This window comes from Paracoccus sp. MKU1, assembly GCF_001447385.1.
Taxonomy (GTDB): Bacteria; Pseudomonadota; Alphaproteobacteria; order Rhodobacterales; family Rhodobacteraceae; genus Paracoccus.
Genome location: NZ_LLWQ01000189.1, coordinates 21,269 through 45,443, shown reverse-complemented (window position 1 = coordinate 45,443; position 24,175 = coordinate 21,269). Strand labels below are relative to the sequence as shown.

The window sequence follows — 24,175 nt, the reverse complement described above, 5'->3', positions numbered from 1 at the left end:
TTCTGCATAGAAGCTGTGGAGGAGGCGCTGGCCTGTCACGGCAGGCCCGAGATCTTCAACACGGACCAGGGCAGCCAGTTCACCTCCACCGACTTCATCAAGGTGCTGGCCGCCCGCGAGATCAAGATCAGCATGGATGGCAAGGGCGCCTGGCGCGACAACGTCTTCGTCGAGCGCCTCTGGCGGACCATCAAATACGAGGAGGTCTATCTGCGGGCCTATGCCTGCGTCTCGGAAGCCCGCGCCGGGATCGGCAGGTATCTTCGCTTTTACAACAGCCGTCGGCCTCATTCATCACTTGACGGGAAAACGCCCGATCAGGCCTACTTCAACCAGCCGACACCCGAAGCGGCGGCGGCATAATCGAGGCGGAAATCCACTTAAAAAACGCCCCGAACCTGTTCAGATAAACCGAACCACCTCTGATCTCCTGCGGCCGCAGGATCATCCTGTCGCGATAGTACGCCATGCTGGCGTTCAGCCGGACCGCCGCCTCGGGGCTGAGTAAGAAGGCCGTCGCCGATGCTATGCGCAGCTTGCCTGCGTCCAACAGATCCAGCATCCCGTCCTGGATGACTTCGGTAAACGCCGTCATGTTCTCAAAGGGGCTGTCGATCAGGCTCGTGAGCACTGCGTTTGCGATATTGCCTACACCCGACTGGATCGGCAGCAGGGACTTCGGCAGCCGCCCTTTGGCAATCTCGTGGCTGAAGAACTCCAGGAGATGGCCGGCAATGGTGCGCGCCACGTCATCCGGCGGTGTGAAGGGCAGGTTGCGGTCCGGTGTCTCGGTCTGGACGATGGCAACGATCTTGTCCGGGTCGCAGCGGAAGAACTTGTCACCGATGCGGTCATCAGCACGCGACAGCGGAATGGGTACACGATGCGGCGGCAGCGCCGTTCCGTAGTAGATGTCGTGCATGCCTTCGAGATCGGCGCTCTGCCAGGAATTGAGTTCGAGGATCACCTTGTCGGCTCGTTCGAGCCATGTCTTGTTGTTGCCGACCGAGGAGGAGGGGATGAGCGAACCATCGGCGAGAATGCCGGAAATTTCGATAGTCGCCGTATCGAGCGGGCCAAGAAAGCCTTGCCAGGCCATCGGCGCCACCTGGCTCAGATGCATGTCGAAATATTCCATCTCGCCACGGTTGATTTTTTCGCGCGCAATCGGATCGGAATTATAAGGCAGCCTGAGTTCGATGCCATCGGACTTGGCAAGGGCGCCGTCGAGTTCGGGGCCGGTCGAAGCACCTGTCCAGATGCGGAGATGGAAAGGATTTCCGGCCGCGTGTTCGGCCTCGATACGGGCCGCAAGCGCCAACGGCACTGCCTTGGGATAGCCAGAACCAGTAAAACCACTCATTCCAACCGCCGACCCCGAACCGATCAGGGATGCCGCATCCTCAGCACTCATCAACTTTGAGCGCAGTTTCTCTGCTCGCAGCCTCGATTCAGTCATTCTTGCCTCACCTGCCTTGAAAACGCACCTACCGACTTCACGATGACCCCGGTATCAGTTCCGGCGGCTGCTGGATAAAATTCGACGGTGGATTACCCAGATTTTCCAATCCACTGCCCGCAGAGATTTGCCAATGTTTCAGCGCGACAATGCCTGTGTCTCAATGACGCACCTATCAACCACTCAACAGAGCTGGCAATCTCGAACGGGTCCGTGCTCAACTTCTGGTCGGGATAGCGATAGCGAAGTCCTGACCAGGTGGGCTCCGATCGCCGCGCTGTTCCAGATTACGCCGGAGAAATGTGTTGTTTTGTCGCACTATTCCAACGGCAAGAAAGTGATGCTCCCTTGACCTGTGTCAAGGAAGATCGGCGGTGAATGACCAAATTCATACCTGAATCGACTTCCAGAAAGAGGACATCAACGATGAAATTCACCCAGAAGGGCATTGCTTCAGCATTCGTTATTTATGCCCTGCTCGGCGGAATGTCGGGTTTCGCTACAGCCGAAACCACGTTGCCGAACATTGAAGTGAAAGCTCCCGCTGGCATTTATGAACTTGATCTCACGCATGCGGTATTGCTCTGGTCGGTCAAGCACAACGGAATTTCCAACTATACCGCGCGCTTCAACGATATCGAAGCTACGTTGAAACTCGATCCGACAAAGATCGAGGATTCCTCGGTTGAAGTCGTCATCGACCCGACGTCTGTTGAAACCGGATATCGAGGAAACTACAAGGCCACGCATGCAGATTCCGGTTTTGAAACCTGGGACGAAGAAGTCGCTCGCTCGCCGAAGTTTCTGAATGGTGATAACTATTCGACTATTGTGTTCAAGTCGACCAAAGTGATGCCCACGGGACCAACAACCGCAGATGTCACGGGTAATCTTGAGTTTCTCGGTGTCACCAAGCCCGTAACGCTCAAGGCAACATTCAACGGCGAGATCGAAAAGCACCCCTTCAGGGATGTCCCAACAGTAGCATTTGCGGCCGAGGGCGTATTTGATCGTACCGAATTTGGCCAGCCGAAGGGATCAGTCGGCTCCGAAATTACCATCCGCTTTGATGGCGAATTCATTTTGGCTCCAACCGTAAAGTAGGCCCAATCAATAGCGCAGATCGCATCAACAATCGGAGTTGATGCGTCTGGCTTTGAGGCTCAGCCGGTAAACCTGACCGGGACAAACTATGCTACCAGTCGGAACAGTTGCGGGCGAGACGCGTCACATCGATCGACAGGATCAGCCCCACTTCCCCAAGCCCGACGCGGCCGACAAGCTCCTTGAAGCCGCTGCGATGCGCGGCGGACGCACCGCTTAGGCCGAGATCGGCGTCAATGAGGTCGATGTCGGCTTCATGCCATCCAAGTTCGCGGGCGCGTTGGCGAAGTGCATATTGAAGCCGCAGGCTTTCCTGGTTGCTCACGACCTGGTGCGGCGTCGACTGCCGGATGTAGACGACCGCCCTGCGCTTCAGATGCGTTGCCTGGATCAATTCGGACATCACGGGAAACCTCCGCCAGAACCGCGGCAATGTCGTCGACGATCTGTCGTCGCAGGGCCGGCGGCAGCATTGTCCAGAGATGTTCGGGTGCGGTGCTCATGATGATGCAGGCACTCTACCATATTTAGTAGATCAAACAAAGCATCAACGCTGAGTTTGGTTCTGGCGTTCGGAAGATCCTGATGTTCAACCGCAGCGACCGGCACGAGCAGCGTGACGCCGTTTCGGTATTCAACTTCGTAGGACGGCTCGAAATTGCCTCCCCATGGCCTGATCTGCCGAGCACCCGGAAGACTTTGCCATACAGCGGATGACGCGGATCGAGCACACGGATCTCTTCCGGAAAGGATTCATCAGACTCACCAGAGGGGATATTCCTGTATACCCTCGCTGGAGAGGATCGACTGGCGGACCCCGGAACGGACCTGGCGCCCGCTGGCAGCGGGATAATCCGACCGCTCGGCAACCAGGGGATTCCCACAAGGAATCCCGTGGGGTAAACTTCTCCCATGCTCGAGCAAACCCTGACCTTGCCGGAAGATCCCGAGGAGTTGCGCAGCTTCACTGCGCGGCTTCTGGCCGAGGTGAAGGCCCAGGCGATCCTGATCGAGAAGCTCCGACACCAGCTGGCCGGGCACCGCGCATATCGGTTTGGCGTGTCGTCCGAGACGGCGGAGCAGCTTCAGTTGGCCCCTGAGACCAGCGAGATCGCCGCCGCCGCGATGACGGCACGGATTAAGCTGCCGGACATCGAGGAGAAGGGCAAACCCAAGCGCCGCCCGATCCCGGACCACATTCCCCGGATGGAGGTGGAACTGACCCCCGGCGCCGATGCCTGTGCCGAGTGCGGCGGGCGCCTGCGCCGGATCGGCGAGGACGGTGAGGCACGAGCCCGCCACCGGTCCGAGGGCCGTGCCGAACGAGGAACTGGAATATGTTCCCGGCCGCTTCATCGTGAACCGCATCGTCCGGCCCCGACTGACCTGCTACTGCTGCGAGCGCTTCGTCTAGGCCCCGCTGCCCTCGCGACCCATCGAGCGCGGCCGTCCCGGCCCCGGCCTGCTCGCCCATGTGCTGGTCAGCAAGTATGCCGACCATCTGCCGCTTTACCGCCAGAGCCAGATCTTCGATCGCGAAGGACTCGATCTCGACCGCTCCACCCTGGCCGACTGGGCTGGCAAGACCACCGCCCTGCTGGAACCTCTCGCCGATGCCATCGGCCGCCATGTCCTCTCGGCCGAGGCGATCTTTGCCGATGATACACCGGTGCGGATGCTGGCGCCCGGCACCGGCAAGACGCAAACAGCACGGCTCTGGACCTATGCGTGCGACGAACGGCCCTGGGGCAGCGATGCTCCGCCTGCCGCGTTCGCCATTGGGCTTGAACCAATGGCGCCCCAATGGCTCACTATCGCTTCTCGGGCGACCGCAAAGGCCAGCATCCAAAGGACCATCTCGCCCGCTTCCGCGGCTGGATGCATGCCGACGGCTATGCCGGGCTCAACGATCTCTATCGTTCCGGCGCCATCCGCGAGGTCGCCTGCATGGCCCATGTCCGACGCAAGTTCGTCGATATCCACCGGTCGCAAGGCTCCCCCATCGCCGAAGAGGCCATCGGACGGATCGCCCAGCTATATGCCGTCGAAAAGGAAGCTCGAGGGTCGCCACCTGATCGTCGCGCAGAGTTGCGAAAGGCCCATGCCGCCCCTGTCTTCGATGATCTCGAGGCCTGGCTAGCCATGCAACTCACCACGATCTCGGGAAAATCTCCGCTCGCGGCGGCAATCCGCTACGCGCTGTCGCGGATGGAACGCCTGCGCCCCTACCTCGACCACGGTATCCTGGAGTTGGACAACAACGCTGCCGAACGCGGCATGCGCGCCATCACCCTCGGGCGGAAGAACTACCTCTTCGTCGGCTCGGAGGCGGGCGGCAAGGCCGCCGCCATCGCCTACACCATGATCGAGACAGCCAAGCTCAACGCCGTCGATCCCCAAGCCTGGCTCGCCGACACCATCGCCCGCATCCCCGACTACAAGATCAACAAGGTCGAGAACCTGCTGCCGTGGCGCTGGAACGGATAGCGGTCAGACCGGACGGTTACATTCCAGCATCCCGACCGGCTGGCGGAAACGCTGGGACAATGGGGCGTTCCGGATGCCGCAACGCGTTTGGCCGAGGCGGAAGCCGATCTGGCGGAGGTGCGCAGGCAAGGGTTCCGCGTCGCGCCGTCGCGCCAGGCGGTCGGCGTCACCGACCTCAGCGTGCCGGTGCTGGGTCCCTCGGGCGATGCCATGGCGGTCCTGACCTGCGCCTATATCGAGCATCCCGGCGATACCGGCGCCGGTCAGCGCGACGCCACGCTGGCCTGCCTCGTCCGGCTGGCGCGGTCCCTGGCGCTGGACCTGCCCACCTAGCCGCCGATCACGCCCTTGCGCAGGATGAAGTTGCCATAGGGGCGCCTCTCGGCGGTCCGCAGGATGGCAAAACAGCCCTCCGCCCGCCGGTAGAAGGCGAACCGCTCCAGCGAGGCGGGGGCGATGCCCTCGTGCGCCAGCAGCGGTGCGGCCTCGGCCACCACCTCGGGGATGGCGTCGGGATCGCCGACCACCTGCATGGTCAGAACCGGATCGGGTTCGTACCGGTCCAGAGGCAGTAGCGACAGCACCGCGCGCAGGCACCGGATCGCATCGCGATCCATATGCAGGACGTTGCGGCAAACGGTCCTCGCCGCCACCGAGGCCGCTGGAAAGTTCGCGTCGACCATCGCGATCTCGTCGCCATGACCCATCTGCGCCAACACGGCCAACACCTCCGGCCCGATCAGCGGATCGATTCCCTTCAGCACCTGTCGCCCCCCTCTCGCTGCGATGACGCAGGATAACCGCCCCGCCGGTCATCGTCATCGCCGCTTTCCCGCAAGGCCGTCGAGCAGTCCGTGCCGCGCCTCTCTGGCCTACGTGGCCTTCTCATCCGCCGCGTTTCAGAGCATTCCGAAGGTAAGGCATGGTATCATGCGATATCATAATCGTCATGACACTACGGGGGCAACGGCGGCATTCCAGTCCGTATTCCATCGATACTCCCTTTAAATCAACACCATATAGCGCGAAACGCCAATGCATGCCGAGATCGACAAGACCATGCATGATTTTCATTCAGATATTAAGAAATATGCATTGGAAAAATGGTCCGGACCGAGGATTCAGTCCATCAACGCCGATCAGCAACAATATCGCCAACAGGAAAGCAGCCATGTATCTTTCTCAGGGATTCTCGACTCCGCAGCGTCTTCATGCCAGCGACAATCCCAGCCCGCAGGATGCCGAATTCGACGCATTGCTGGCGCTGATCATCGAACAGCGCCAGCAATTCCAGGAATTGCGCCACATTCCCCGCGATGTCATCGCACAGATGAAGAAGGCGGGCATTTTCCGGTCGGCCACGCCCAGCCGGTTCGGCGGCACGCCCATGGCTCCCCACCTGTTCTTGCGGATGATCGAACGGATTGGCGTAGTGGACGGATCCGCTGCCTGGGTCGCCGCCTTCGGGTCCGCCAACACCTATCTGGCGGCTCTGCCCGTCGAAACCCAGGCCATGATCTATGCTGACGGCCCAGACCAGGTCTATGCCGGCGGCCTCTACCCGCTGAGCAAGGCCACCCGCACCGATGGCGGCTGGCGTATCAGCGGCCGCTGGCGCTTCGCAAGCGGCTGCAAGGGCGCCGACTGGATCGGAGTCGGCATCGCCGTCGACGATGGTGCGGGCGGCCCTCCGATCGCACATATGGCCGTCTGTCCGGCAGATGAGGTGGAAATCATCGATAACTGGCAGGTCATGGGGATGCAGGGCACTGGCAGCCATGACACGCAGCTAAAGGACAAATTCGTCGCCGACGAATGGATCTGCGCCCGCGCCGCGCCCGCGCGGATCGATGAGCCGCTATACCGTTACCCGCCGCTGGCCTTTCAGGCCGAGGTTCACGCCGCCTGCAACCTTGGCCTGGCACGCGGTGCCCTGGATCTCGCTGCAGAAATGTCGGGTGGGGCCAAACTGATGCCCGGTGCCAGCCGGCTGGCGGATCGCGGCTATTTCCGCAGCAGCCTGGCCGAGGGCGAAGCCAAGCTGCGCAGCGCACGGCTGTTCTTCTATGAAACCGCCGAGCAAGCATGGCAGGTTCTGCAAGCAGGCGACGACGTGCCTCTGGAGCTGAACACCCTTCTGCGACTCAGCGCCACACATGCCGCACATATCGGCGCGGAAGTGATCCAGACCTGTTTCCGGATCGTCGGCATGGGCGCGGTACAAAGCACCCACCGGATGCAGCAAATCCTTCGCGACAGCCTGGTCGTCACACAGCACGCCGCATTGAATGACGTTACGCTGGAGCAGGCGGGTGCTCTGCTTGCCGGCCTGCCACCGACGCCGGGCTTTCCATGACGGCGGCAAGCGTCGACACCGCCCGGCGCTTTCGCCAGCGGCTGCATCATGACCACGAAACGGGGCAATTGTCGGATGGCCCGATCCGCTATCTGATCATGCGCCCCGACGCGCTGATGGGCATGTTCGACCGACTGCCCACTTCCGCGCGGGCCGAAGCGCTGGCGGCGCTCGCCGGCTCGGTCGCCGAGTTCGGCGGGCGCTCGGTCACGGCCTATCTTCAGGCCCGGCCGGGCAATTTCGAGGCCCTGCTGCGGGTCATCGAACAGATCTCGGCAGATCTGGGCTGGGGGCTCTGGAGGTTTCAGGCCGGGCAAGACGGCAACTATGGGTTGACGGTCCGCAACAGCCCCTTCGCCGCGGGCATCGCGCAGCCAGCCTCCCAGCCGGCATGCGCCCCAATCCAAGGCATGCTGACCGCCATCGCCGCGCAGATATTCGGCAACGGCGGGAAGGTGATAGAGACGCATTGCGCAGCCTGCCACGGTGGCGACACTTGCCACTTCACCTGCCTCCAACCCGGCGCCACCGTTGAACAAACAAACCAAGCATAAGAAGCCAGTCTCAGCCAATAGGGAACCACATGCAGAAAACATCGCTCTCCCGTCGCAGCCTGTTGACCGCCAGCGCCGGTCTGACCATCGCTGCGCTAAGCGCGCGCATCGCCTTCTCCCAGGGGGCGCCGATCCGCATCGCCGTCGGCTCCGATCCGGTCTTTGCCGCATTCTTCGTCGCTGCGAACGAGAAGTTGTTCGAGGCAGAGAATGTCGCGGTCGACGTGCAGACCTATACCGACGGTGGCGAGGCGATGAACGCGCTTGTCGCCGGCCAGGTCGATATGGCCTGTGCCTCGGAACCGACGAGCATCCTGCGCCTTCCTCGCGCCGAGTTGCGGCCATTGGCGGTGGTCTACGAATCCGGCACCTATACCAAGCTGGTCGTCCACTCCGACATCAACGATGCCAAGCAGATCAAGAAGCTTGGCGTGGTCATGGGCTCGATCAGCGAGTATGCGACCCGTCTGACGATCGCCAAGCTGGGCCTGGACGAAGCGGTGATCGAGTTCGTGCCCTCGGGTCCGCCGGAACTGCCGGCGCTGCTGGCACGGGGCGATATCGACGGATATTTCGTGTGGGAGCCATGGCCTGCTCTGGGCGTTCAGCAGGGCGGCAAGATCATGCTGAACAGCGCGGATGTGGGCTATCTCTCGACGCAATGGCTGACGGCCAGCGCCGCGCTGCTGGACAGCCGCAAGGGAGATTGCGAGGCGGTGCTGCGCGGCCTGGCAAAGGGCGCCGAGATCGTGCGCAACGATCCCGAGCGCGCCGCAAGGGCGATCAAGGCCGAGACCGGCATCCCCGAGGCGACCAGCTTGCAAGCGATGCAGGACTACACGGCCGTCGTGCGCGACTTCACGCCCGCCGACCTGGAAAGCTATGACCGCATGGCGCAGTTCCTGGCCGACAGCAAGGTGACCGATGGCGTGGTCCCCTATCGCAACGACATGCAGACCGGATTCTTCAAGGGTTGATGGCATGGGAAACGGCGCATCAATCACGCTTTCGCAGGTCGGGATCTCGTTCGGGGTGGCGCAGATCGTATCGGGCTTCAGCCTGGACATCCGCCCAGGCGAGTTCATTTGCCTGCTGGGCCCCAGCGGCTGCGGGAAATCCACGCTGCTGAACGCCATCGCCGGTTTCCTGCCGGTCACGGGCACCATGACAGTGGCCGGCAAGCCGGTCGTCGGCCCCGGCATTGACCGCGGGGTGGTCTTCCAGTCGTCAGAAGTACTTTTCCCCTGGCTGACCATCCGGCAGAACGTCGAATATGGGCTGCGCCTGCGCGGCGTCCCTTCGCAGGTGCGGCGGCAAAAGGCAGACCATTATATCGGACTGGTCGGCCTGAGCCACGCCGCCGAACGGTTTCCGGCGCAGCTGTCGGGCGGCATGCGGCAACGCGCCCAGATAGCCCGTGTCCTAATCAACGAGCCGGCTGTGGTCCTGATGGACGAACCCTTCGGCGCCTTGGACGCCCAGACCCGCGAGGTCTTGCAAGAAGAGTTGGACCGGATCTGGCGCGCCACCGGCTGCACTATCGTCTTTGTGACCCATGACATCTGGGAAGCCGTCCTGCTGGCCGACCGGGTCGTCGTGATGACGGCGGGCCCCGCGGCCGGGATCAAATCAGTCAAGGAGGTCGGGCTGAGCCATCCTCGCGACCAGGCCGATCCCGCGGCGCTGGAGATCTTCCGGCAGCTGCGCGACGAAATCGGCGCCGAAGTGACTCGAGCCCTGGCCCAGCAGGGCCTGTCGAGCAGAAAGGAGGCGGCAGAATGACCTATATCACCAACGGATCGAGCAAGATGATCGCAACCCGAATCCGCAGCCTCTCCATGGAGCAGATCGGCCGGTTCCTGCTCCCTGCCATTTCCATCTCCGGCGGGCTGCTGCTGTGGCATGTCTGCTCGCTCATGACCTCGCCGCTTTTCCTGCCTTCGCCGTTGATGGTGTGGAACGCAGCGGTGGAAATGGCGCTGGACGGCTCGCTCGCGGCTTCGGTCTGGGCCTCGGGCACGCGTATCTTCGCAGGATGGGCGGCCGGGGTGGCCCTAGGCGTGCCGCTGGGCCTGTTCATGGGGCGGTTCAGGACAGTGCGCATGTTGGTCGACCCCTATATCGAGTTCTTCCGCTTCATTCCCCCCATTGCCTTCGTCACGCTGGCGGTCATCTGGCTTGGCCCGGGCGAACTGACCAAGATCGCGCTGATCTTCTACACCACGATCTTCATCGTCACGCTGAACACCATTGCTGGCGTGGAATCGGTGAACCCGCTGCGTCTTCAGGCCGCCCGCAGCCTGGGCGCGAACCAGCGGCAGGAAATGACCTCGATCATCCTGCCCTCGACCGTTCCCTTCATGGTCACAGGGGCACGGATCGCGATGGGCAACTCGTTCCTGACAGTGGTTTCGGCCGAGATCGTCTCAGCGCAACAGGGGCTGGGGGCCACAATCTGGACTGCGCGCAACTTCGCCCGCACCGACTGGGTGTTCGTGGGCATCATTGCGCTCGGCTGCCTGGGCTTCCTGTTCGACAGGATATTCCGCATCGTGACGCAAAAGACCCTCAAGCGCTTCCTGTGATGCATTGCCGGGCGGCGCTGCCGCCCGGTCTGTCGCCTTTTCCCCTGCCTGCAAAGAATCCGGTTGCGATCCTTACAGGCAGGGGTTCAATCATCGCATGAGTTACCTAAACCTGCAAAAGTTCGATCTGAACCTGATGAAGGTGTTCCTGGCGATCTGGGACCTGCAAAGTGTCACCGCCGCCAGCGAGCGGCTGGGCCTGACCCAACCCGCCGTCAGCCACGGCCTGCGCCGGCTGCGCGACCATTTCGGCGATCCGTTATTTACCCGTGTCGGCAACGCCATGATGCCGACCCCCACAGCCGCGCAGCTGTTCATCGCCTTCGACCGCGCCATGCAGACCGTGGGCCATTCGCTGCAACAGCAAGGCCGCTTCGATGCCGCCACCTCGACCCGCGTCTTTCGCGTGGCGATGTCGGATGTGGCCGAGTTCTATTTCCTGCCCGCCCTGCTTGCCGTCATGGAGGCCGAGGCACCGTCAGCCCGGTTGGAATCGGTTCCCCTGCTCGATCTCGGGACCGAGGCGGCGCTGCGGGCCGGGCAGGTCGACATCGCCCTGGGCTTCACACCCGGATTCAGCGAAGAATGCCAGTCGTCGCTGCTTTTTCACGACCAGTTCGTCTGCCTGGTCCGGCGCGATCATCCCATCCGCGGCAGCAAGCTCAGCAAATCCGAATTCTCGGCTCTGACCTATGTCGATGTCTCGACCCAGGCGCCCGGCTATCGCCTGATCGACCAGCGGCTTCAGGTCATCGGCGCGGTCCGCTTGGTCACGGCACGGTTGGTGCATTTCACCGTCGCCCCCGAGATCGTGCGCCACACCGATCTTGCGACGCTTTACCCGCGCAGTGCCGCCGAGCGGGTGAATGTGGAAGGAGCCTTTCGGCTGCTGGAACTGCCCTTCGATCTGCCGAACATCCCGATCAGCTTGACCGTGCACCGCAATTTCGCCGATGACCGCGCTATCCAATGGCTGGCTGGCGCGATCGGCGGTTTGCGGATGGAGCCTGTCTCCTAAGGGCTCGGGATTGCTAGGGGAATTGACAACGCATCCCTGCCGCCGCATGGTCCATCGGATCCTTGCGGGACGGGTATCGCTTACCTATTGTAGTGCACAGCCGGGCTGCCGCCGACATCCTTCCAGCAAAGCAGGGATTTCCCGCAGCACCCTATCGGGAGCCTAGATGACTGACATGACCAAGATCCTGCGAAGCGACGTCGATGCTGCGGACAAGGTGGCGGGGCAGGTCAAGCATATGAAGAAGAACTGGCCGTTCTACTGGCTGTCGCGGGTGAATGCCCGCTATGTTCAAGTGCTGGAACGGCGGCTCAAGCCCTTGGGATTGGACATGCCGCGGTGGCGAGTCCTGATCTCGCTTTACGAAGAGGAATATCTCAGCGTCTCCGAGATCGCCGAGTTCAGCGTGATGAAGCTGAACACGGCGACCAAGATCGTGCAGCGGCTGGTCGTGGACGGGATGGTTGTGACCCGTGTAAGCCCCAGCGACGGGCGCGTCACCGAAGTGACGCTGACCCCCAAGGGCGATGCCCTGCGGCAACGGGCGCTGATCGAGGCCGAAAAGATCCTGGCGGCCTCGTTCGTCAATATTACCCAGGCCGAGTTGGAAGCCCTCAACGGGCTACTGGAAAAGGTCCTCAATCGCCTGAACGAGATCTGAGCAGCGGTTTCAGCAGGCTTCCAGCGGATGGAAGTTGCGGTGGAACCAGATCAGCCCGGCCGGCTGCCCGGCCCGTACGCGCGTGTCGACAACCTCGCAATACAGCACGGAATGGGTGCCGTGCTGGTGCACGTCGGCGATGCGGCAGTCGAAACTGACCGAAGCATCGGCCAGACAGGGCGCACCGCTTGCCCGCACCTCCCACAAGGCTTGGCCGAAACGGTCTTCGCCGGTCCAACGCGCGAAACTCATGGAGAGATTCTGGTGGCTGTCGCAAAGGACATTCACCGAAAGTACGCCGTTTGCGATGAAAGCGTCATGTGCAAAGGCGTTGCGGTTGATGCAGACCAGCAGCGTGGGAGGGGAATCCGTAACCGAGCAGACCGCCGAAACCGTCAGCCCGTGCCGGCCAGCCGGCCCGTCGGTGGTGACTAGATTGACCGCCGCTCCCAGGCGGCTCATACCCTCGCGAAAGGCCGATGCCTCAGGCGGAATGGGCGTTGCACCCTTCGTCATCTCAACCTCCTAGATATCAAGAACCAGCCTGGCCGAGCGCGCACGCGAGCAGCAGGCGCAGATCATCTCGCCTTCCTCGCGCTCGCTGTCGGTCAGGAACATGTCGCGATGGTCGGGAACGCCCTCCAGCACCTCGGTCACGCAAGTGCCGCAGACGCCCTCCTCGCATTTCACCTCGATTCTGACGCCTTCGCGGGCCAGTGCCTTGGCGATGGTATCATTCGGGCCGACCATGACAGTGACGCCCGATGCCCGCGCCTCGACTTCGAAACTGTCGCCATGGGTATCGACATCAGCCGAGAAGTATTCGCGATGCACGTTGGTCGACGCATGACCAGCCGCCTCGGCCTCGCCGATCACCCAGTCCATGAAGCCCTGCGGGCCACAAACGTAAAGATGTGTCTTCGCGTCCGGCGCCGGCAGATCGCGGTCCATGCTCAGACGCTGGTCCTCTTCCAGATCGTCGTGGTGATAGATCACGCGATCGGTCCAAGGCGCGGTGGCGATCAGGTCACGGAATGCAGTCACATCCCGGGACCGGGTGCAGTAATGCAGGACGAAATCGCGCCCGAGCCGGTGCAGGCGTTGCGCCATGGCCAGCATGGGCGTCACACCGATACCGCCGCCGAACAGCACGGAGAGAGACGCGTTCTCTTCTAGCGGGAAATGGTTGCGCGGGCCTTCGATGTCGAAACTGGCGCCCTGCCGGGCCAGCCGGTGAACCGCCTCGGACCCGCCGCGGCTTTTGGGATCGCGCAGCACGCCTATCTCGTAGAAACCGGTCTCCGCCGGATCCGAACACAGCGAATACTGCCGCCACATGTCCAGGTCTTCATCCAGGAGATGGATATCCAGATGCCCGCCGGCGGTAAAGGGTGGCAAGGCACCGCCATCCGGCCGGCCGAAACGCAGGCGCACGATGTTGCCCGGCTCTTCGATCCGCTTCAGGACAATCAGCGAAAGAGTGTTGAAAGTCATGTCCTTGCTCATCGCATGTGGCTCCCGCCATTGACGTCCCAGCAAGCGCCGGTGACGAAGCCTGCCCCGGGGGCCGCCAGCATCGTGACCATCTCTGCCACGAATTGCGGCTCGCCCAGTTTGCCGACGGGGATACCCGCCAGCGCCGCATCAAGCCTTTCCGGCCCTAGAGCTGCGCGGACCGCCGGCATGTCCAGCGGACCTGGAGCGATGGCATTGCAGGTCACGCCATGAGGCGCCAACTCGCGGGCAAAGATCCTGGTCAGGGTCAGGACCGCCCCTTTGGAGGCGGCGTAATGTGCCCCGGCGGAGATGCCGCCATTCTGTCCTGACAGCGAGGCGATGTTGACGATCCGGCCATATCCCCGCTCGCGGAAATGCCGACCGAAGATCTGGCAGCCGGTGAATGTGCCGCCAGCATTCGTGGCCAGCACGGCGTTGAAATCGGTCGGGTCGATCTCCCACACCGGCTGCATGGCGGTGCGGGCGGCATTGTTCACCAGCACTTCGACCGACCCCCAGCGCTCGACGCATTTGTCGAGAACGGACTGGTAATCCGCGGGCTTCGTGACGTCCAACGTCGCGGTCCAGGCGGTTTCCCCCGCAAGATCAAGCTCGGAGGCCAGGGCGGCGGCAGGCTCGGGATCGATATCCGACAGAACGACCCGAAAGCCCGCACGGTGCAGGCTGCGCGCGATATGGGTGCCCAAGCCGCGCGCTGCCCCCGTGATAACCGCCGTCTGGACCTTTTCAGGCAACGGCGCCACCATCAGAACAGATAGCTGAACGAGTTCAGCATCCCTGCGGAGTTGAGCAGACGCGCAACCTTGTGCCGGATCCTGAAGCCCTGATCCGTGCGAACCAGAGTATGCGTCAGGTTCGCCGCCCAGACGCGCTGCCGGCCGAACTTGTTCTCGATCAGATGCTCGGCACTGCGGACGACGACGTCACCCTCAGCCTTGTCGATGACGAAGCGCGACACTGTGCGGATCGTATCCGCCGGCGGCGCCGAGGATATCGAGAAACCGCGCTGGAACCGCTCGATCCGGTCGCGGCGCATCTTGTCGTTGTCATGGCACAGATTCAGCGTGTTGTCGAAATCCTGCGTGTCATCGATCGGCAGGGTATAGAATCCATCCGTCAGCCACAGGGCCAGCCAGGCGTCGTAATCCTTGCGATCAAGGATATCCGCCTCCTGCCAGAGAAATTGCGAAACATCCTGAAGCAGCGTTGCGGTGTCGATTTTACTGAGTTCGTTCATGCCGACATCATCCTTTTCCACATGTGATAGGCGGCGCGCATACCGGTCTCGGCACTGATATGGCCGCGCGGACCGTCCACGCCCTGCTGTTCATCGACCATGCCGCGATTCACCAGGATCGGCAGTTCTCCGCCGCCCACCGTGCCACGCTGCACGCGTTCCCAGACCTCGGCGTCGTCGGGTGAGCCGAAGCCCATCGGACCCTGGAAATGCTCGTGCAGACGCAGGCGCATCCGGTTGGCCGAAGCCGGGCCGCTCTCCATGCCAAGCGCAAGGTGGCGAATATCTGTCTGTGTCACGCTTTTCGGCGTCAGAACCCGGAAGAAAGCCATCGAGCAGGCGACATTCGGGAACAGGTTCAGGTTGAAGCCCGCGCCACCCACCGCGCGCACGATCTTGCGGACCTGATCGTCCGGATAGCCTTCGTCGCGCAATTCCTGCGCCAGTTCCTGAAAACGGTCGGGGATCGGCGCGTCCAGATTTTCGTCAAGATCGACCAGTTCGGGGATCATCACCATGACGGAGTGCCCGTTTCCCAGATCCTCGACGAAACCCTTGCCGGTTTCCAGGAACTCGAACATCTCCTCGGTCTGGCCGTCCAGCGACTGCATGAACGACTTGTGTACGACCGGGAAGTGATAGGCGTCAGTGGTATTCTCCAACTGCACCTTCCAATTCATCGGGACCGAGAACTGGTGTTCGCCCAGCACTTTCACCGGGAAGCCGCCGCCCTGCTTCATGAACAGGTCGATCCATTTCTTGGCGCCGGCCAAGAAATCTACCAGCGGCTCGACCTCCTCGTTGAATGTGGCAAAGACCATGCCGTTGTAGATTTCGGTCCGCAGACGTTGCAGCCCGTGCTGCTCCTTGTTGAAATCGTCGCCGTATTGCTCGGGATAGGGCAGCGCGCGCAACGAGCCGTCAAGGCCGTAGCCCCAGCCGTGGTAGGGGCATTGAAACGACGAGGTCTTGCCCTTCTTGACCTCGCAGACGGTAGCGGCGCGATGGCGGCAGCGGTTCACCATCACATGAATCGTGCCTTTGCGGTCGCGCACCACGATGACCGGCTCCAGCCCGACGTTCGACAGCTTGAAACTGCCCTTGTCGGGGAATTCGCTCTCGTGACCCACCCAGACCCAGGTGCGACGGAAGATCTTCTCCATCTCCACCTTGAACAATTCGGGATCCTCATACATCGAGGTCCCGACCTTGGCGTCATCCGTAGAGTAGAGCGCATCGAGGTCACTGAATTTCGGCATGTCAAGAGACATCTCAGTTCCTTTCCTGATCATATTTCGGAGATAGTCGGCGCGAAGCCCTGCGGACCGTTTGCGCCTGGATTTGCAAGCGGAGCGATCTTTCTCGCCCATCGTCACGCTGCGCGGAGGATCGTCGGAGCAATCACACCGTCGGCGCATCAGCGCCGCAAAAAGGTGGCGTGCGGATTGGCGTTCATTTCAGACATGCTGGGTCCTTTCGACCAGACGGCAATGATCGGGTTTCGGGAAGGGCATCACGGATCGCCGGGCCTCGCCCGGCTGGGCATTCATCGCTTCAGTGTTGAGCCTGGAATTTCGGGACGGTCTCGCAAATCCACGCGGCAACGGCGCAAAGTCTGGCGTCGTCGCCCTTGCGCGCGACGATTTGCAACCCAGCCGGCAAGCCGTCGGCGGTCCGGACCGGCAGAACAATGGCTGGGTGGCCGCTGAGATTGAATGGCCGCAGATAACGGGTCAGGGGCAGAATGGTTTGCGGATCGGCAGCTTCGGCCAAGGTCGGCGGCACCACCGGCAACGCCGGTGTCAGGATCGCATCGCAACCCTCCAGCGCGGCATCGACCGCCGCGGTAAAGTGGCGGCGAATCTTCTCGGCCTCGGCAACCTGTGCGTCGGTGATTCGGCGCGCATTCGCCAGCCGCTCCCGCACATCGGCACCCAGCGGGCGGCCCTCGTCCAACAGTGGGCCGAAGGCCGCGGCGGTCTCGCGGGCGATCAAAACCATGCCTGCGCGAAATGCCTCGTCCATGCCGGGAAGGCTGACATAAGGAACCGGGTATTCCTGTTCCAGAAGCGGAAACAGCACCGCCTGGCCGATCCTAGCGTCGACATCGACCTTGATCCGCGCCAACCGCGGCGCATCGGGGCATTCGGCCCGGTGAAAGTCGGGATCCATGGCCGCCATCGCCGTCTCGATCATCCCAACAGTGCGGGCAAACGGTCCGATGCAATCGAGCGAACTGGTCGCTGGATAGGCGCCACGGCGTGAAATGCGCCCGAAGGTGGGCTTCAGTCCGAACACGCCGCAGCAGACGGCAGGCTGGCGGATCGAACCACCTGTATCGGTGCCGACTGCGAAATCCACCAGCCCTGCGGCAACCGCCACCGCCGAACCCGAAGAGGAGCCGCCGGGAATACAATCAGGATAACAAGGGTTCAGCGGCGTGCCGAAATGGCCGTTCACGCCAGTCATGCCATAGGCGAGTTCGTGCATGTTGGCCTTGCCGACGATATGGCACCCGGCGTCCAGCAGATTTTCGACGACATCGGCATGACGCCCCGCTGGCACAGCATTTTCATAGGCCGCCGAGCCACAGCGTGTGGGCAGTCCGGCAATGTCGATGCAATCCTTGACCGCGACGCGCGGTCCCCGCCCGGCCCCAAGCGAACAGGCGGATATGATCGCCGTGCTGGCGGTGTTCTGATGGCTTTTCAGCATGGCTGTCATTTCTCGTCAGAGCCGGGCTCTGCCTCCTAATTACAGTAATATTACCGTATTTACGTGACGCGTCAACTAATTTGTTGCGGGATGCGTGATCCCAGATCCTTGCTGTGGGCGCGGCCCGGATGTCTGGATGGCCGGGTGATGGCGGCCTTATCAACGCAAGATTACGGTAATATTACCGCTTGACCGACTGCCTGGCAGATGCCAGCCTTGGCAGCGACCGGCATTCGCGGCACCGCCGTCCGGTGACGGTATCCAGCATTTCTCAGCACAGGAGAGGAGAGAACATGACCGCAGAGGTCACAGTCGAATCGCTTGCACGGCGCGTTGCGATTCTCGAGGCAGAGGCTGATATCCGTCGTATCCAGGCGCGCTACATGTTCCTGTGCGATACGCCGAACCCGGAATACGGTGTCGAGGACGACAAGGCACGGATCGACCGGATCGTGCAGCTTTACACTCGGGACGCGATCTGGGAGGGGGTCGGGGAATATTACGACAATCAGTTCGGCCGTGCCGTCGGCCAGGAGGCTATCCGTGCGCATTTCGAGGGGTTCTGGGACGAAAAGCGCGATCCACGCCTGATCCTGAACTGTCATTACCTGACTTCGGAACAGATCCATGTCCATGACGATCTGGTCAACGCAGACGGGCAATGGGTGCATATGCAGCCCTGGCTGTTCTCGGACGGCACGGCAATGCTGAGGTCGTCGCGCTTGAACAACCTGTTCCGCAAGGAGCCGGATGGCAAATGGAAGATCGCACGCACGCGTACCGAGAATGTCTTCATCGCGCCATTGCCTGCAACCTGGGCTTCGGACTATCCGTCGAAGATGGTGCTGATGCAGCCTTGAGACAACCGTCCCCCATGCGCCCCTCATGCCGCAATGGGCACGGCGCGGGCAGATTGTCCCTGCCGTGCCTGCCAGCCAATCCTTGGCCGCCGAAACGACGCACCCGATTAACGATTGAGCAGGAAGGACCGCAGCAAAGCGAGATATTGCGCCGGTGCATCGACGCAAGGCAGATGGCCCGCATTCTCGATCAGCGCGGTTTCCGCACCCTCGATCAGTGCCGCCGTGGCGGCCACTACCTCGGGCGGCGTTGCAAGGTCGGCACCACCGGCAATGGTCAGGACCTGCGTGGCAAGATCACGGCATGTCCGGGTCTGGTCGGCGGCGGCCAGTGCCTCACAACAGCCCAGATAGCTTTGCAGGTCGCAGCGCGACAGCATCGCCCGCCAGCCCGCAAGCTGCGCCGGATGGGCCGCGCGCCATGCAGCAGGAAACCACCGCTCCAGAATGTCATCCGCCATCGCCGCAAGCCCGCCGGCTTCCAGTGCCGTGATCCGCGCGGTCCACATTTCTGGCGAGCCGATCCGCGCCGCGGTGTTCGACAGCACCAGCCGCCCGACCCTCTCTGGCGCGGCCTCGGCCAAGGCCATGGCAATTTGCCCGCCGATCGACAGACCCAGAATATCGGCGCATCTCACATCGAAGATGTCCAGCACCGCCAAGGCATGGCGTGCAAGCATCTCCATACCAAAGGGGCGCGGGGCCGATTCCGACAGGCCATGGCCGGGCTTGTCGAAGCGGATCACGCGAAAATCACGCGCCAGATCGGCTGCAACAGCGTCCCACATGCGCAGATCGGTGCCCAGCGAATTCAGGAGCAGCAGCGCCGGGGCCTGCTCCGGCCCATCGGCACGGACATGAAGGCGGAGCCCTTCGGACTGGATCATATGCATGGCAAACTCCTGTGATTGCGGGGGCCAAGCCATGTTTCGTTTCTTGGCAGCATCTGGAAAGACTTGTTCGATACCTTTGGGGTGTCACGGCAGGATCATGCAGCCTGCAAAAGAGGGGGCGGGAATGGACTTTCGCAGGTTGAGATATTTCCTGGCAGTCGCCGAGGAACTGCATTTCGGCAGAGCCGCGACACGGTTGGAGATCGCGCAACCGCCCCTGTCGCGGCAGATTGCGACACTGGAGAAAGAGGTGGGGGTGCAACTGTTCGATCGCAGTCGCAGCCAGATCCGGCTGACCCAGGCGGGTATGGTGCTGCAAGAACATGCCCGGCAAATCCTCGAAAGGTTGGATGCGGCCTATCGCGAAACCAAGGCGGTGGGTGCAGGCGGTGCCGGTCGGCTGCGCATCGCCTTTGTAGGGTCCGCCTCGCACGGAGTGCTGCCCTTGCTCATCAAGTCCTATCGGTCTTCTTATCCAGATGTCGAACTGGCGCTTTCCGCGGTCAACAATGCCGAACTGCATCGCGCCCTGATCAGCCGCGAAATCGACATTGCCGTGGCGCGTCCCGAACTGCGAGACGACGAGTTCCGTCGCGAATTGCTGTGCCGCGAAAAGCTGATTCTGGCGCTGCCGGACAATTCCAGGCTGGCCACGCAATCCGAGCTGCGCTTTGCCGACCTCGCGAACGAGACTTTCGTGCTTTATCCCCGCCGTCCCCGGCCCAGCTACGCGGATGTAGTACTTGGCATCTGCGAAAAAGAGGGCTTCGCCCCCGCCAGGCTGGAACTGACGCAGGACTTTCAAAGCGCCATCAGCCTGGTATCGGTGGGTGTCGGCCTGTCGGTGGTGCCGGAATCGGTTTCGGTGACGCAACGGCCGGGGGTGATCTATCGCCCCTATTCCGGCCATAACCCCGGCACGGCCCTGACCGTGCATTCGCGCCTGGACAACCGTGCGCCACAGGTGATGAACTTCATCGACGTCACCCGGCGCTTTGCCCGAAAATCGCATGGCTGACACGGCTCAGGCGGCAGGGCGCGGATCGTCGTGGAAGGTCGTGGCCCGAACGGACGGGCGGGCGCAGAAGGCTGCGTGCCATTCCGCCAGCCGGGGCCGGCCGTCGCGCCATCGCTCGGCATCAAAGCGGAAATCCAGATAGCATAGCGCCACGCCGATACTGAGATGACCGATGTCGAAGGGGCGCTCGGCCAGCCGCAACGCATGGCCTTCCAGCCAGTCGGCCACGCGATTCAGCTTGCACCGATACACTGTCACCAGCTCCGCCGAACGCTTCGCTTCGGGGCGCATCCGCGTCTCGACGAGCCACGGCAGCGCGACATCCAGTAGCCCAGTTCCAAGCGCTTCGTCCCGCTCGGCCTCGATGGCTCCGGGAAAAAGATATGGTCCACCACTGCCAGCACGATCCGCCCAACGACAAATCACATGGCTGTCGAACAGGACTGTTCCGTCCTCAAGCTCCAGCGTCGGGATCTTGGACAGCGGGTTCATCTGCATCAGTTCGCGATGCAGGATCATTGGATCGGCATGGGTGCGGACGGTCCGCACCTCATTCGCCAGGCCTTTTTCATGCAGCGCCACCATCACCTTGCGGACATAGGGCGAGCGCGGGGACCAGTGCAGCAACGGCATCGCTTACCTCGGCCGTGCCATCTGGCGCAGCGCCGCCTCGTTGATCGAAATGCCCAGCCCCGGACCCTTTGGGCAATGGATGTGGAAGTCCTGGAACAGGATCTCGCCATTGGTCAGGTCGGTCTTAACGATCTTCGGCCCGAAATGCTCGCAGCCCCATTCCAAGCGCGGCAGGGTCGAAAACACCGCCAGATGCGCCGCCGCGCCGATGCCGGTTTCCAGAAGGCAGCCGCCGTAAAGCTCCATGCCGCAGGCTTGCGCGATTCCGGCAGCGCGCTTCAGTTCCAGCAGCCCGCCGCTTTTCACCAGCTTCAGCGAATAGACGCTGCCCGCCGCTGCCACAGCCTGCCCAACGATCTCGGGACCAGAGAAAGCGGCCTCATCCGTCATGACCGGAATTTTGCTACGGGCGGCAATACGGGCCGTCGCGGCGCTCAGCCCCGGCCGCAACGGCTGCTCGATCAGCACGATCCCCAGTTCGGCAAGGCGCGGTAGATAGCGGATCGCGGTCGCCTCAGTCCAGGCCTGGTTCACGTCGCAGACGATCTCGCAATCCGGCAGAGCCTCGACGATCCTGGTCAGCCGTGCCATGTCCTCCGCGGGTTCGTGAAAGCCGAGCTTGATCTTGAAACGGCGATGTTCGCGCGCCGCCAGCTTGGCCCTGGCCTCTTCGATCTCCTGCTCGGCATCGCCCGAAGCCAGCGCCCACAGCACCTCGATCCGGTCGCGCAACGCGCCGCCCAGGAACTGGCTTACGGGCAGGCCCAGCGACTTGCCGGCCGCGTCGAACAGGGCGCTGTCGACCCCAGCGCGGGCGGCATTGTTGCGGGTTGCCGCCTTTTGCATGGCCAGGTTGTTTGCCTCGAAATCAAGCGCGCTCTGTCCGATGATCGCGGGCGCCAGATAGGCATCGATATTGGCCTTGATCGCCTCGACGCTTTCCTCGGCCCAGCGAGGACCGCCCAGGGTCGCTGCCTCGCCATAGCCGATGGTGCCATCGGCCAGCGCCGTGCGCACGATCACATAGGACTGGAAGCTGATCTCGGTATTCGACAAGCGATGCCGGCGGGTCGTCGGCACATCCACGATCATCGTCTCGACCGCCGCGATCCGCTGCCCGGGCCGGGCGACCTCGGCGATGAAGGAAACGGCCCCTTCGACAGCCAGCGAGTTACTCATATCAATACCGTCCTTGTCCGGGCACCGCCCGAATCCCTGAAATGCCGCGCGCCTCATCAACGGCGCGCGGTGTGGGCCAGCCGTCACTCAGCGGCGGCTTTCTGCGGATTCGCAGCAGCAAGGGTGAAGTCGAAGCGCAGCACCAGATCGGTGTCCGAACCTTCGGGCGCTTTCTTGAACTCCCCGATCAGTTCCTCTTTCACCGCAAAGACCGAATCCTCGTCCAGATACTCGCTACTTGAGTCGAAAATCTGCGAGATCAGCGGGCGATAGCCCTCCGCGACCACGAACATGTGGATATGGCCAGGGCGCATCGGGTGATGACCCATGTACCGGATCAGTTGCCCGGCGGTTTCGTCGCTGGGGATCGGATAGGGAACCGGACGGATCGCGCGGCAGGCGTAATGGCCGCTCTCATCAGTCTGGAAACGGCCGCGCAGGTTGTAGTCGGGCTGGTCGGGATCGTGGTTCTCGTAAAGGCCGTTTGGCGCATCCTCCCAGATGTCGACTACAGCACCCGCGATCGGCTTGCCGTTCACGTCGCGGACATAGCCTTCGATGTAGACGGTCTCCTCACCCTCGAAACTTTTCTGTACGGTCGAGGCGCCCTTAGGCAGAATCGGGGCGTTTTCGCGGAAGAACGGCCCCAGCACGGTCGAGATGGTCTCGTTACCGCTGACAGGGTTGGACAGCATGTCGACCAGCACCTCAACGCCGAGGATGTCGGCCAGCAGGATGAATTCCTGACGCTTGCTCGAACACATGGCGCCGGCGCGACCCAGATAGTCGCAAGCCGCCAGGAATTCGTCATGCGTCAGGTTCACGTCCTTGCAAAAACCATGTAGGTGACGGATCAGGCTTTCCATGATCTCGCGCTGACGGGCCGGGATGTCTGCATGTTTTCCCAGCGAGTCGATGACGACCTCGGTGACGTTGTCGACGGTGACGTTGCGCATGTTTCTCCTCCGGTTCGCCCCGCTGGTATCGCTGCGGAACGGAATTTGCACTTAGATGAATTTGCACGTATTCTGGTTTCACGCCAGCGGCTGGCCCGGTATCTCATGATACCTTACTGGTATGATATGTTGTTCTCTCATACCTTGATGAAGCGCCCAACCCGCGCCGCGCCGGTACCAATTTGGGGAAGCATGTCGGAATGGCACACGAGTTGCGCAGAGCGGAACCATCAAGGCTTGGTGCCTAACAGTGCGGCAGGCCGGACAGCCGACCTGCCTCGCCAGACCTGCCGATTGCGTTCAGATGCGGGGCGCCGCAAACAGGTCGCGTGTCGTGCAATAAGTGCGCCCGCCAAGCCGGCCGATCGCATCGATCTGCGCCGGATCCACATGCAGCCGTTCATTGACCGCTTGGGCCCGGATAAACAGACCGCTAACCTTGCCAATCAGGATGTCGCGCGTGTTGGAAACCGGCACGGTCGTGTGCAGCACACATTCCATCGCCACAGGCGCCGCAATGATGCGCGGGCTGCCGATCGCTTTGCCCCGCTCGTGATCCAGCATCGCCAACGCCAACTCGTCAACGCCATAATCGACCGGCGTCGCGGCAATCTCGACCGCCCGCGCCAATGCGAGATCCGGGATGTGGACCATGAACTCTCCGGTCTCGTGGATGTTACGGACCGTATCCTTGCGCCGCCCGTCTGGATGGGCGCCAATACCCAACGCGACTATGGCCGGGTCGTGATCCAGCACGCCAAAGAAACTGAACGGTGCAGCGTTGGCGTGGCCGTCCCTGCCTCGCGTCGTCACCAGCGCGATGGGGCGCGGCAGAATGCAGCCGCTGAGAATCTTGTAGCGGTCGTCCGACGGCAAGGCGGCGAAGTCGAAATAACGGTGGTCCAAAGGGCCTCCTGATCGCGAAAGGGTGCATCCACAGCC

The 24,175-nt window shown here is 62.3% G+C and carries 28 protein-coding genes and 2 pseudogenes; 16 read left to right on the top strand and 14 right to left on the bottom strand.

Annotated elements, in window-relative coordinates; genetic code table 11:
• On the top strand, positions 1 to 363 hold a 363-nt coding region (locus tag AQY21_RS15760; protein WP_152988252.1), incomplete at its 5' end, for an integrase core domain-containing protein.
• Here AQY21_RS15760 and AQY21_RS15755 read toward each other — a convergent pair.
• Positions 329 to 1,459 (bottom strand): acetyl-CoA hydrolase/transferase family protein, encoded by a 1,131-nt coding sequence (locus AQY21_RS15755; protein WP_203416527.1) that lies wholly within the window; start codon positions 1,457 to 1,459, stop codon positions 329 to 331. The two genes, AQY21_RS15760 and AQY21_RS15755, sit on opposite strands and share 35 nt — an antisense overlap.
• Positions 1,460 to 1,885: 426 nt before the next feature.
• On the opposite strand from AQY21_RS15755, the gene AQY21_RS15750 reads away from it, so the two are divergent.
• On the top strand, positions 1,886 to 2,563 hold the full coding sequence (locus tag AQY21_RS15750) for a YceI family protein (protein WP_058098568.1): 678 nt from the start codon (positions 1,886 to 1,888) through the stop codon (positions 2,561 to 2,563).
• 91 nt (positions 2,564 to 2,654) lie between these two features.
• Here AQY21_RS15750 and AQY21_RS15745 read toward each other — a convergent pair whose 3' ends face one another.
• On the bottom strand, positions 2,655 to 2,966 hold the full coding sequence (locus AQY21_RS15745; RefSeq protein WP_058098567.1) for a recombinase family protein: 312 nt from the start codon (positions 2,964 to 2,966) through the stop codon (positions 2,655 to 2,657).
• 509 nt (positions 2,967 to 3,475) lie between these two features.
• Here AQY21_RS15745 and AQY21_RS30245 point away from each other — a divergent pair.
• The 5 genes and pseudogenes from AQY21_RS30245 to AQY21_RS29385 form a co-directional block, all read left to right on the top strand.
• A pseudogene (locus AQY21_RS30245) lies at positions 3,476 to 3,718 on the top strand (IS66 family transposase); the annotation flags it as partial.
• A 79-nt stretch (positions 3,719 to 3,797) separates the two neighbouring features.
• Positions 3,798 to 3,977, top strand: coding sequence for an IS66 family transposase zinc-finger binding domain-containing protein (locus AQY21_RS30240; protein WP_369807790.1), 180 nt, complete (start codon positions 3,798 to 3,800; stop codon positions 3,975 to 3,977).
• A gap of 60 nt (positions 3,978 to 4,037) precedes the next feature.
• A pseudogene (locus tag AQY21_RS30235) lies at positions 4,038 to 4,268 on the top strand (transposase); the annotation flags it as partial.
• A 98-nt stretch (positions 4,269 to 4,366) separates the two neighbouring features.
• Positions 4,367 to 5,050, top strand: a complete 684-nt coding sequence (locus AQY21_RS30230) for an IS66 family transposase (RefSeq protein WP_369807789.1) — start codon at positions 4,367 to 4,369, stop codon at positions 5,048 to 5,050.
• Positions 5,051 to 5,137: 87 nt separating this feature from the next.
• Complete coding sequence (locus AQY21_RS29385; protein ID WP_058098566.1) at positions 5,138 to 5,383, top strand: hypothetical protein; 246 nt, start codon at positions 5,138 to 5,140, stop codon at positions 5,381 to 5,383.
• On the opposite strand, the gene AQY21_RS15730 is transcribed toward AQY21_RS29385, so the two are convergent.
• Positions 5,380 to 5,814, bottom strand: a complete 435-nt coding sequence (locus AQY21_RS15730) for an RbsD/FucU family protein (RefSeq protein WP_058098565.1) — start codon at positions 5,812 to 5,814, stop codon at positions 5,380 to 5,382. The genes AQY21_RS29385 and AQY21_RS15730 overlap by 4 nt on opposite strands.
• Positions 5,815 to 6,113: 299 nt before the next feature.
• Between AQY21_RS15730 and AQY21_RS15725 the strand changes: the two genes are divergently transcribed.
• The 7 genes from AQY21_RS15725 (at position 6,114) to AQY21_RS15695 (ending at position 12,224) form a co-directional block, all read left to right on the top strand.
• Entirely contained in the window at positions 6,114 to 7,406 is a 1,293-nt protein-coding gene (locus AQY21_RS15725) for an acyl-CoA dehydrogenase family protein (RefSeq protein ID WP_203416525.1), read from the top strand.
• On the top strand, positions 7,403 to 7,960 hold the full coding sequence (locus tag AQY21_RS15720; RefSeq protein WP_058098564.1) for a 4-vinyl reductase: 558 nt from the start codon (positions 7,403 to 7,405) through the stop codon (positions 7,958 to 7,960). Before AQY21_RS15725 ends, AQY21_RS15720 begins: the two co-directional genes overlap by 4 nt.
• 29 nt (positions 7,961 to 7,989) lie before the next feature.
• Positions 7,990 to 8,937, top strand: coding sequence for an ABC transporter substrate-binding protein (locus AQY21_RS15715; RefSeq protein ID WP_058098563.1), 948 nt, complete (start codon positions 7,990 to 7,992; stop codon positions 8,935 to 8,937).
• 4 nt (positions 8,938 to 8,941) lie between these two features.
• A complete protein-coding gene (locus AQY21_RS15710; protein ID WP_058098562.1) occupies positions 8,942 to 9,742 on the top strand; it encodes an ABC transporter ATP-binding protein in 801 nt (266 codons plus the stop codon).
• A complete protein-coding gene (locus tag AQY21_RS15705) occupies positions 9,739 to 10,545 on the top strand; it encodes an ABC transporter permease (protein WP_082658133.1) in 807 nt (268 codons plus the stop codon). Before AQY21_RS15710 ends, AQY21_RS15705 begins: the two co-directional genes overlap by 4 nt.
• 97 nt (positions 10,546 to 10,642) lie before the next feature.
• Positions 10,643 to 11,563, top strand: coding sequence for a LysR family transcriptional regulator (locus AQY21_RS15700; RefSeq protein WP_058098561.1), 921 nt, complete (start codon positions 10,643 to 10,645; stop codon positions 11,561 to 11,563).
• Between the two features lie 166 nt (positions 11,564 to 11,729).
• Positions 11,730 to 12,224 carry a MarR family winged helix-turn-helix transcriptional regulator gene (locus AQY21_RS15695; RefSeq protein WP_152988251.1) on the top strand — a complete coding sequence of 165 codons (495 nt, stop codon included), beginning with the start codon at positions 11,730 to 11,732 and terminating at the stop codon, positions 12,222 to 12,224.
• A 9-nt stretch (positions 12,225 to 12,233) separates the two neighbouring features.
• On the opposite strand, the gene AQY21_RS15690 is transcribed toward AQY21_RS15695, so the two are convergent.
• The 6 genes from AQY21_RS15690 to AQY21_RS15665 form a co-directional block, all read right to left on the bottom strand.
• Positions 12,234 to 12,740, bottom strand: a complete 507-nt coding sequence (locus AQY21_RS15690; protein WP_058098560.1) for a flavin reductase — start codon at positions 12,738 to 12,740, stop codon at positions 12,234 to 12,236.
• 9 nt (positions 12,741 to 12,749) lie between these two features.
• Positions 12,750 to 13,718 (bottom strand): PDR/VanB family oxidoreductase, encoded by a 969-nt coding sequence (locus tag AQY21_RS15685; protein ID WP_152988250.1) that lies wholly within the window; start codon positions 13,716 to 13,718, stop codon positions 12,750 to 12,752.
• A gap of 8 nt (positions 13,719 to 13,726) precedes the next feature.
• The gene (locus tag AQY21_RS15680) at positions 13,727 to 14,485 is read right to left on the bottom strand and encodes an SDR family NAD(P)-dependent oxidoreductase (protein ID WP_238986803.1); all 759 of its coding nucleotides are present in this window, start codon (positions 14,483 to 14,485) and stop codon (positions 13,727 to 13,729) included.
• A gap of 2 nt (positions 14,486 to 14,487) precedes the next feature.
• The gene (locus AQY21_RS15675) at positions 14,488 to 15,000 is read right to left on the bottom strand and encodes an aromatic-ring-hydroxylating dioxygenase subunit beta (RefSeq protein WP_238986801.1); all 513 of its coding nucleotides are present in this window, start codon (positions 14,998 to 15,000) and stop codon (positions 14,488 to 14,490) included.
• Complete coding sequence (locus tag AQY21_RS15670) at positions 14,976 to 16,250, bottom strand: aromatic ring-hydroxylating dioxygenase subunit alpha (RefSeq protein WP_058098556.1); 1,275 nt, start codon at positions 16,248 to 16,250, stop codon at positions 14,976 to 14,978. Before AQY21_RS15670 ends, AQY21_RS15675 begins: the two co-directional genes overlap by 25 nt.
• 283 nt (positions 16,251 to 16,533) lie before the next feature.
• Entirely contained in the window at positions 16,534 to 17,694 is a 1,161-nt protein-coding gene (locus AQY21_RS15665; RefSeq protein WP_058098555.1) for an amidase, read from the bottom strand.
• A 293-nt stretch (positions 17,695 to 17,987) separates the two neighbouring features.
• Between AQY21_RS15665 and AQY21_RS15660 the strand changes: the two genes are divergently transcribed.
• A complete protein-coding gene (locus tag AQY21_RS15660) occupies positions 17,988 to 18,554 on the top strand; it encodes a nuclear transport factor 2 family protein (RefSeq protein ID WP_058098554.1) in 567 nt (188 codons plus the stop codon).
• Positions 18,555 to 18,661: 107 nt separating this feature from the next.
• On the opposite strand, the gene pcaD is transcribed toward AQY21_RS15660, so the two are convergent.
• Positions 18,662 to 19,447: a 3-oxoadipate enol-lactonase gene (gene pcaD, locus AQY21_RS15655; RefSeq protein WP_058098553.1), complete on the bottom strand. Its 786-nt coding sequence runs from the start codon at positions 19,445 to 19,447 to the stop codon at positions 18,662 to 18,664.
• A gap of 124 nt (positions 19,448 to 19,571) precedes the next feature.
• Here pcaD and AQY21_RS15650 point away from each other — a divergent pair, with 124 nt between their 5' ends.
• On the top strand, positions 19,572 to 20,465 hold the full coding sequence (locus AQY21_RS15650) for a LysR family transcriptional regulator (protein ID WP_058098552.1): 894 nt from the start codon (positions 19,572 to 19,574) through the stop codon (positions 20,463 to 20,465).
• Positions 20,466 to 20,471: 6 nt separating this feature from the next.
• Here the strand turns inward: AQY21_RS15650 and AQY21_RS15645 are convergent, their stop codons facing one another.
• The 4 genes from AQY21_RS15645 to AQY21_RS15630 all read right to left on the bottom strand — a co-directional run bounded on the left by AQY21_RS15645 (position 20,472) and on the right by AQY21_RS15630 (position 24,139).
• Positions 20,472 to 21,098, bottom strand: coding sequence for a glutathione S-transferase family protein (locus tag AQY21_RS15645; RefSeq protein ID WP_058098551.1), 627 nt, complete (start codon positions 21,096 to 21,098; stop codon positions 20,472 to 20,474).
• A 3-nt stretch (positions 21,099 to 21,101) separates the two neighbouring features.
• Entirely contained in the window at positions 21,102 to 22,277 is a 1,176-nt protein-coding gene (locus tag AQY21_RS15640; RefSeq protein ID WP_082658132.1) for a muconate/chloromuconate family cycloisomerase, read from the bottom strand.
• A gap of 83 nt (positions 22,278 to 22,360) precedes the next feature.
• Entirely contained in the window at positions 22,361 to 23,233 is an 873-nt protein-coding gene (locus AQY21_RS15635; protein ID WP_058098550.1) for a dioxygenase, read from the bottom strand.
• Between the two features lie 300 nt (positions 23,234 to 23,533).
• A complete protein-coding gene (locus AQY21_RS15630; protein WP_058098549.1) occupies positions 23,534 to 24,139 on the bottom strand; it encodes a flavin reductase family protein in 606 nt (201 codons plus the stop codon).
• Between the last annotated feature and the right edge of the window lie 36 nt (positions 24,140 to 24,175).

Coding starts and splice junctions, on each gene's coding strand:
- AQY21_RS30240 (WP_369807790.1), top strand. CDS start 3,798: ATGCCTGTGCCGAGTGCGGCGGGCGCCTGCGCCGGATCGGCGAGGACG.
- AQY21_RS15755 (WP_203416527.1), bottom strand. CDS start 1,459: ATGACTGAATCGAGGCTGCGAGCAGAGAAACTGCGCTCAAAGTTGATG.
- AQY21_RS15640 (WP_082658132.1), bottom strand. CDS start 22,277: ATGAGTAACTCGCTGGCTGTCGAAGGGGCCGTTTCCTTCATCGCCGAG.
- AQY21_RS15650 (WP_058098552.1), top strand. CDS start 19,572: ATGGACTTTCGCAGGTTGAGATATTTCCTGGCAGTCGCCGAGGAACTG.
- AQY21_RS15710 (WP_058098562.1), top strand. CDS start 8,942: ATGGGAAACGGCGCATCAATCACGCTTTCGCAGGTCGGGATCTCGTTC.
- AQY21_RS15670 (WP_058098556.1), bottom strand. CDS start 16,250: ATGTCTCTTGACATGCCGAAATTCAGTGACCTCGATGCGCTCTACTCT.
- AQY21_RS15715 (WP_058098563.1), top strand. CDS start 7,990: ATGCAGAAAACATCGCTCTCCCGTCGCAGCCTGTTGACCGCCAGCGCC.
- AQY21_RS15635 (WP_058098550.1), bottom strand. CDS start 23,233: ATGCGCAACGTCACCGTCGACAACGTCACCGAGGTCGTCATCGACTCG.
- AQY21_RS15750 (WP_058098568.1), top strand. CDS start 1,886: ATGAAATTCACCCAGAAGGGCATTGCTTCAGCATTCGTTATTTATGCC.
- AQY21_RS15665 (WP_058098555.1), bottom strand. CDS start 17,694: ATGCTGAAAAGCCATCAGAACACCGCCAGCACGGCGATCATATCCGCC.
- pcaD (WP_058098553.1), bottom strand. CDS start 19,447: ATGCATATGATCCAGTCCGAAGGGCTCCGCCTTCATGTCCGTGCCGAT.
- AQY21_RS15745 (WP_058098567.1), bottom strand. CDS start 2,966: ATGTCCGAATTGATCCAGGCAACGCATCTGAAGCGCAGGGCGGTCGTC.
- AQY21_RS15685 (WP_152988250.1), bottom strand. CDS start 13,718: ATGACTTTCAACACTCTTTCGCTGATTGTCCTGAAGCGGATCGAAGAG.
- AQY21_RS15690 (WP_058098560.1), bottom strand. CDS start 12,740: ATGACGAAGGGTGCAACGCCCATTCCGCCTGAGGCATCGGCCTTTCGC.
- AQY21_RS15725 (WP_203416525.1), top strand. CDS start 6,114: ATGATTTTCATTCAGATATTAAGAAATATGCATTGGAAAAATGGTCCG.
- AQY21_RS15700 (WP_058098561.1), top strand. CDS start 10,643: ATGAGTTACCTAAACCTGCAAAAGTTCGATCTGAACCTGATGAAGGTG.
- AQY21_RS15695 (WP_152988251.1), top strand. CDS start 11,730: ATGACTGACATGACCAAGATCCTGCGAAGCGACGTCGATGCTGCGGAC.
- AQY21_RS15705 (WP_082658133.1), top strand. CDS start 9,739: ATGACCTATATCACCAACGGATCGAGCAAGATGATCGCAACCCGAATC.
- AQY21_RS30230 (WP_369807789.1), top strand. CDS start 4,367: ATGGCTCACTATCGCTTCTCGGGCGACCGCAAAGGCCAGCATCCAAAG.
- AQY21_RS15645 (WP_058098551.1), bottom strand. CDS start 21,098: ATGCCGTTGCTGCACTGGTCCCCGCGCTCGCCCTATGTCCGCAAGGTG.
- AQY21_RS15660 (WP_058098554.1), top strand. CDS start 17,988: ATGACCGCAGAGGTCACAGTCGAATCGCTTGCACGGCGCGTTGCGATT.
- AQY21_RS15720 (WP_058098564.1), top strand. CDS start 7,403: ATGACGGCGGCAAGCGTCGACACCGCCCGGCGCTTTCGCCAGCGGCTG.